Below are 7,478 nucleotides of genomic sequence, written 5' to 3'. Positions count from 1 at the left end.
CATTTAAAAATATTATAGGTGGCTCATCCAAAAGAGGCACGAAACTAAAAACTTTATAATTCCTAGTTCCAGCAAGTAGTGGATGCATATTTTTCATATATGTATCTTTAGACTTTTTAAATTTTTGGTTACAAAAACCACATGAAGGAACTAAATTATATAGTGTAGTTGCCAAAAATGGATATCTACTTTTAGGATAAAAATGGTCTAAATCAGGTCTCGCTGTTACATATTTTCCATAAGTAATTTCTACATCCCTTTTATTACAGTAAGGACAGATTTTTAAATAACTTGATTCAATTATTACTTGCCCAAACTCAGTTCTCAGAGCCTCATAGTTAAAAATTTTTTCTAGCTTATCAAACCATAACGGATAGATATTTCGAACACTTTTTGGTGTAACTGAAGTACCTACGTGTACATTTCTAATCCTGCAACATATATGGTATATTTTTAATGGGCTTGTTGCCTTTTTAAGTTCAACAGAGAAATATTTAGCCAATATGGAAGATTTTTCGTTTAGAATTTTATCCAACTCAATGATAAATTTATCCTTTAATGCAAGAACAATGTTTTTATCTGTATCAGTTTTAGACTTAATCAAAGAGACATCAAAATTCAAATCATAACTTCTAAAGTTGAAATATGGATTAAATCTATCTGCAAGAAGAGGAAAATTTTCATAAATCTCATTTATCTTCTTGCTCAAGCTTTTTGGAGGACAAAATACTAAGCTCAAAAGAAATGATTCGCTAAATAGAGAACTGTAAAAATTTGCATTAATCTGGCACTGTTTCTTCATCTCTGCATATACAATTTTTTGCTGTGATAAAGCATTTTTAAAAAAATTAGAGTTCTTTAATTTTTTTTGGAAACCTGTTGGGAAATAGTATTTAAATTTAACCATCTAACAAAGCTTCCTTCAGAGCTTTATTACATATTTTATTAACTAGTTTTATTTGCTCTTTGGTTAAAGCAATGTTCTTTAATTTTGCATCGATCATCTCTTGAAGCTTTATCCTTGAATGCTCTCCATAGGTTGAATCTAAATGCATTCCTTCTAAATAAAAATCTGATAAAACTGTTCCAAAACCTAATGAACTACATGCTACCGGTTTTCCATCTTCAACATTAAGAGCTAATATATCTTCAGGCAAAAAGTCGCCAATTATCAGTGGTGAATGCGTAGTTATTATAAATTGAGATGTAGATTCACAATTTAAGTTTTTTATTAATTCTATTAAATCAAAGACAAATTTCCTTTGCCACTCTGGGTGAAGGTACAAATCAGCTTCATCAATGAGAAATAATTGAAAGTTATAGGGGCTTTCTCTCAATAAGAAGTTAAAAATAGAAGAAAAAAGGCTAGTTTTTGCAAATTCACCACTGCTAAGCCCCTCCCAACCGTGATCAATGCTCTTTTGTAAATAAAGAGGTAACTTAGTAACTTCCTCAGAAATATATGCTATATCCAAAGGAGTTGAGTACTTAATTTGTTCGATGCCGGAGTAACCTTCAAACACAGTAGACGAGTTTAGGGCAGGATATCCTTCAGTATTAGAAATAAGTTCTTCAAGCCAATAATTCTTTTTATACAGAGTCACACTAGGATTATTGTTTACAATCTCTCCAGATTTAGTACTAGTGATATTTCTAATAACTTCAAGGAAAATATCTAAATCCATCCTCAAGTCATGTTGCAGTCCGTTTAGACTTTCATATAATTGACTAGGACTTCCATTTCTATTATTACTGTTATTTTTTAGTACTTGCTCTATAGCGCTGGCTAAAATTTCTTCAATATAAAAGTCCGAATCCCAAACATTTCTATTTAGCAACTCTCTGTTATTAATAAGCTTACCTATCAAATTAATGCAAAGATATGCCGATAAGTTTCCATCTACTTTATGCTTTAATATATTATTTCTAAATATGTTTAAGATCCCTTTAGATACTATTGCACCTACACTATGGTCGGGAAGAGTAACATCTAGTGGTAAAAGGTAAGAGAGCCTATCATTGTTTGAAATATCAGATAATATAGTTCGTAAATAGTAGTTAGAAAAGTCAGATATTAAATTTTCGAATTCAATTGGAAGCTCGCTAGGCTCTTTTGCAAGAAATAAAGATTTTAATACATTATGGCCATCTTTCACATCAGACTGGGATTCCCTTAGATAACTCGAATAAAAAGATTCGTTATTTTTAAAATAGCCTTCTTTAATTAAATAACAAACAAATGACTCTTTGATCCAATTTTTTAGGGCTGGTGTCATACCTCTAAACTTAAAGGTATAAACAACATTGCTACTATATTTATTTCCTTTTCTTTTTAAATAACTAAATATGTTCTCAAGTTGTTTAGTTCTATTTTTTTTACTTGAACTAAGTTTTTCAGAAGATAAGTTGACAACATTTTTCTTACTTGCGTTCTTGTTCGCGCTAAAACTAGATAAATTATTAACTTTTATTATCTTATGTAGATGTCGGCTTTCTAAGTGATTTATTTTATGATCTTTAATTTTACCACATAATCTAAAATTAAAAGATTTAGTATTTAGAGTCTTTTGAAAAAAAGTCTTACTATTCTTGTCAAAAAATAAAAAAGCACCTGAACTTTCAATATTACTATACAAACTCTCGATAAAATCTAAAATAGATGTCTTCCCAGACCCATTTTTACCAATAATAGCTTTTATATTTATCCCTTCATAAAAACTCTCTATGTACTGATCGTTTTTAGATATCAGTAATTCACCTTCCTTCAGATGAAAATTGAACTCAGATGTAAGAGGAATTGATATATTGTGAAGTTGAAGATGTTCTTCAATATGGACAAAGACTAGTTTCATGTATTTTGATAGTTTTTCTTTAAATATACCTATTTGATGACAGTAGAGCAATGAGAACTGTTCTTTAATCTTAAGAAGAAGTTAGATACTTTTAATTCATTAGCAAAAATTTTAGCTGCCTTTAGTAAAACTTCTCTTTCTTTAGAGACATCTTGAAGTCGATGATCTAGTTTCATCGAAATAACTTCCTACCCAAAACATTTCTAATGGCATTTTGTAAAGCATCATAAACCTGAAAATACATTAAATCTCTCTTTCTTCTTTTTAGTTAACAGTATCTTTTATTTTTGTAATGCTTGAAAAATTTAAGTTACTGAAAATAAACTAAAATAAACATTTTATTTTTGATCTTATTTAATATAAGGAAAAGACAGTTATACCTTACTGGATATGCTGCAACATTTACAACGTGTTGCACCGATAAAGTTTGAACTCTTTGCTGTGAATCTTGATCAAAAGCAACCCGGCTTTCCTGAACATGTATTACCTGAATATTTAGACACACAAAATATTGAATACAAAATTGTTGAAGAAGATACCTACAGTATTGTTACCGATATCATCCCTGAAGGTAAAACCACCTGCTCGCTTTGTTCACGCTTACGTCGTGGAATTTTATACCGTACCGCAAATGAAATGGGGGCAACTAAAATTGCCTTAGGTCTCCATCGTGACGATATGATTGAAACACTGTTCCTAAACATGTTTTACGGCGGCAAACTAAAAAGCATGCCAGCGAAATTAATGAGTGATAACGGTGAGCACATGGTCATTCGCCCATTAGCCTATTGTAAAGAAACGGATATTGAGCAATACGCAATCAGTCAAGCCTACCCTATTATTCCGTGTAACTTGTGTGGCTCACAGGAAAATTTACAACGTAAACATACTAAAGCGATGCTTGCTCAATGGGATCTTGAGCACCCAGGTCGAATTGAGAGTATTTTTACAGCAATGCAAAATGTAGTGCCATCACACTTAGCTGATAATGAATTATTTGATTTTGCTAACTTAAAAACCGGTGAAGTCATTGATGGTGGTGATATCGCACTAGATAAGCCTGACATCCCAAAACAACCAGCAACTGCAGTTGATACAGTTGATCCAGAGTCAGCGGATGTCGTCACTATCAACCTTAGCTAATCGTTTAAGTTAGGTGATAAAATGCCGCGTCTATCGCGGCATTTTTGTTTTCTTGTTGATAAAGTCAGTTAAGGCATATCCATTAACGCTTGGCTTTGCTCGTCCACCTTTACTTGATAGTTCTCATGCCTTAAACCAAGTAACTGCGGTAATGTGGCGGCAATACAAATTGATGACAAAGTCCCCACAACAATACCCACAAATAGTGCGATAGAAAAACCCTGTAATGGCGCACCAGCTAATAACCATACACTGGCGACAGTCGCAAGAGTAGTGCAAGAGGTTATCAAGGTACGGGTTAAAGTGCTTTTAATCGATTCGTCTATCACGGTATTGACACTGGCTTGTTGTTTTTTCGTATCTAAACGCAGCAGCTCACGCACTCTGTCGCCAACAATAATTGAATCATTCAAGGAATAACCAATAATTGCTAACAAACTCGCTAACACCGTTAAGTTAAAATCAAGCTGAAGCCATGCAAATAAGCCAACCACCACTATCACGTCATGCATTAAAGCTATCACAGCCCCCAATGCTAAACGCCATTCAAAGCGCAGAGCTAAATAAATCATTACTGCGATCATTGCCGCAAATAATGCCAAGCAGCCTTGTTCAAATAATTCATCACCCACTTGTGAGCCTAGATAAGAAGATGACACAACGTCAGCACCTAGCGTTTCATCTTGCGTAAGTGCAGCTAACCAATCTGAGTTATTCGCTTGCTCAGCTTCTCTTAACTGAAAATGTTGGCTAGATTGTGCACTCAAGGTAAAATTACCAGCATGATAGTCACTAATTTTATCGCTTAATTCAGCCTTACTAACAGGCACTGAAGTCGTAAACTCGGTTAAATAGCCCCCGGTAAAATCAAGGCCAAAATTCAATCCTTTTGCAGCAATCCCAACTACAGAGAAAGCCACTAATAAAATAGAAAAAACCAAACCAGATAAACGCAAACGAGTCGTTGTGCTCATTTTTTCAGTTGTCTTATTCATGCGTTTACTCCTCGTTTATTTGCCAATTTTAAGTACAACGTTTGGCTTAATGCCTTTGATACATAAACACCAGTAAACACACTGGTTATTAGTCCCAAAGCAAGCGTAATTGCAAAACCTTTAATTGGCCCATAACCAATACCATATAAAATAATGGCGGTGATCATAGTGGTAATATTGGCATCAAATATAGTGCTGAAAGCTTGTTGATAGCCCTGCTCTATTGCTTGATATGGCGCGCGACCTTTACGTCGTTCTTCTTTAATACGTTCGAAAATAATAACATTGGTATCAACAGCCATACCAATCGTCAGTACCAAACCTGCTATTCCTGGCAAAGTAAGGACCACGCCAGGCAACAGCGACATTAACCCAACCAAAGCGGTCAAATTCAGTAATAAAGCAATATTCGCCACTAAGCCTAAACGGCGATACCACAAAGCCATAAACGCTAATGTGATACCCATACCTAACATTAAAGCAGCTAAGCCATTATTAATATTATCGGCTCCTAAGCTTGGCCCAATGGTTTGCTCTTGCACTATGGTTACCGGCGCAGTTAGTGACCCCGCACGCAGTAATAACGCTAAATCTTGCGCTGCTTGCGGGCTTTGCATATTGGTAATACTAAATTGACTGCTCAAGTGCTGGGCAATATTAGCAACATTAATTACTTCACTCTTTTTAACCACATTGCCTTGGCTATTTTTGTAATATTCAGAATACACCGTGGCCATTGGTTTTCCGATATTGTGTTTTGAAAACGCTGACATCGCCTCGCCGCCTTGGCTGTCTAAGCTTAACTGTACTAACGGCTTACCCCATTCATCGCGACCAGAATGAGCATTATTAATATGTTGACCGGAAAAAATAGCTATTGGATCTAAATTTATCGAACCGCCATTTTGCAGCGAAAATGTTTTTCCGCCGTATTCTTTAAGCTGATAAAAATCAAGTGATGCCGTTGCACCAATGATCCGTTTTGCTTCGCTTGGATCTTGTACACCAGGCAGTTCAATCCGAATTCGTTGCTTACCTTGGCGCTGGGTTACCGCTTCCGTGATGCCTAATTCTTCAATACGGCCACGTAGAGTGGTCAAAGTTTGACTCATTACTTCTTTATCAAACGCGCTACTGCCTTGCTCACTAAAACTAAATGCCACTGTTGTTAACTGACCTTGCATATGCTCAGTCGTGGCTAAACGTTCAAAACGCTTTAATACCTGGGTTTGTACTGCACGTAGTTCATCTTTAGCTGCGGGTAGTGCATGTAATTCAAACCCCTGTGCATTTTGCTGTACGCGGACTCCTCTGGTTTTTTCATCACGAATTATCGTTTTAGTTTGCTCATACGCGCTATCAAGTTGCTCTTGTTGTGCTTTAACTAAATCAACATCTAATACAAACAATACACCACCATTGAGATCCAACCCCAATTTTATAGGCGCTAAACCTAGACTTTGTAGCCAGTCAGGACTTGTTTGATGCGTTACTATCTTTACATGCAACTGCGTAAATTCAGTTTTTAACGCTTGTTGGGCAGCCGCACTTTTTGTGGGCTCTTGTAAAAGCACATTTATTGAAGACAGCTGTTGCGGTGATTGCATGGATTGTTCGACAATAAAGCCGTGTTGATTTAAAAAATCAATAACATTTTTTTGCGTATCAATCGCTAGTTGCTCGGAGTGTAACGGCTGTTGCGCTGTAACATGCAGCCACGATTTTGTAGGGTATAAATTTGGTAACGCACTAATAGCCAGTAATATCAGCGCTAATAACATAGCCATATAGCTTATTTTAAAACGCTGAAACAGCGGTTTTTTTGATGATTTTTTTAACATACTTCTTCCTCAAGCCTATTAATACATAGGCTTTACGCCAAATAGGCGTCGTTATTTATTGCTTTAGCGAAATCACTAAAACAGCGAAAATTAACAGGAAGAATTAACTATGGTAGGTAAGAACCGCTCGATATTGTAAATTAGCGTCTTTCCATCCACTCAAACGTGACTTTTTACCGTCATAAGCTATAAACCAAGGTGAGCGTATGGGGGGGTCAAGAGGCTGTAAATAGAATTGCCGCGCGAGGCTTGGCACAAAAAATTCAAATATTGCCGCATAGTTTGGCTCTATTTGGCTAGAATACAAAAATAATGATGAGTTGCTAACCGTTAAACGTGGTTGTAATGATTCAAAACCAGCTCCTTGCGGTTGTTGATCCACAGCCACCACAGGCTTACTAACAGATAAATGAGCGGATACGGAGGGGTTTGCAATATTTGCTTGAAAATTACTGAACTGCGAAATACTGAACTGCGAAACAATCTCGGTTCCAACCAAGACCCTCGACTGTACTTGAATCGTCTGCACGCTACTGGCAGCAGTTGCCTGCACACTAAAAAGTGCAGCAAACATCAGTAGAACAGTGAACATCAAGCGAAAGCGAATCATTTTATTATCAAAAAAGTGAGCTGGTGTATTAATGAGG

The 7,478-nt window shown here is 35.8% G+C and carries 5 protein-coding genes and 1 pseudogene; 1 reads left to right on the top strand and 5 read right to left on the bottom strand.

Annotated elements, in window-relative coordinates; all coding sequences use genetic code 11:
• Both V7783_RS13215 and V7783_RS13210 read right to left on the bottom strand, forming a co-directional pair.
• A partial coding sequence (locus tag V7783_RS13215) for an HNH endonuclease (RefSeq protein WP_442961376.1) occupies nt 1-907 on the bottom strand: 907 nt, incomplete at its 3' end.
• A complete protein-coding gene (locus tag V7783_RS13210; RefSeq protein ID WP_335679114.1) occupies nt 900-2,852 on the bottom strand; it encodes an AAA family ATPase in 1,953 nt (650 codons plus the stop codon). The genes V7783_RS13210 and V7783_RS13215, both read right to left, overlap by 8 nt.
• 363 nt (nt 2,853-3,215) lie before the next feature.
• Here V7783_RS13210 and ttcA point away from each other — a divergent pair.
• A pseudogene (ttcA, locus tag V7783_RS13205) lies at nt 3,216-3,995 on the top strand (tRNA 2-thiocytidine(32) synthetase TtcA); the annotation flags it as partial.
• Between the two features lie 68 nt (nt 3,996-4,063).
• Here the strand turns inward: ttcA and secF are convergent.
• The 3 genes from secF to V7783_RS13190 form a co-directional block, all read right to left on the bottom strand.
• Nucleotides 4,064-4,990 (bottom strand): protein translocase subunit SecF, encoded by a 927-nt coding sequence (gene secF, locus V7783_RS13200; protein WP_335679113.1) that lies wholly within the window; start codon nt 4,988-4,990, stop codon nt 4,064-4,066.
• Nucleotides 4,987-6,831: a protein translocase subunit SecD gene (secD, locus tag V7783_RS13195; protein ID WP_335679112.1), complete on the bottom strand. Its 1,845-nt coding sequence runs from the start codon at nt 6,829-6,831 to the stop codon at nt 4,987-4,989. The genes secF and secD overlap by 4 nt, the downstream gene beginning before the upstream one ends.
• A 103-nt stretch (nt 6,832-6,934) precedes the next feature.
• The gene (locus V7783_RS13190; RefSeq protein ID WP_335679111.1) at nt 6,935-7,441 is read right to left on the bottom strand and encodes a hypothetical protein; all 507 of its coding nucleotides are present in this window, start codon (nt 7,439-7,441) and stop codon (nt 6,935-6,937) included.
• Nucleotides 7,442-7,478 lie beyond the last annotated feature (37 nt).

It is taken from the genome of Pseudoalteromonas sp., assembly GCF_036960685.1.
In the GTDB taxonomy this organism is placed as follows: domain Bacteria; phylum Pseudomonadota; class Gammaproteobacteria; order Enterobacterales; family Alteromonadaceae; genus Pseudoalteromonas.
This window is presented reverse-complemented; position numbering and strand designations above follow the sequence as displayed.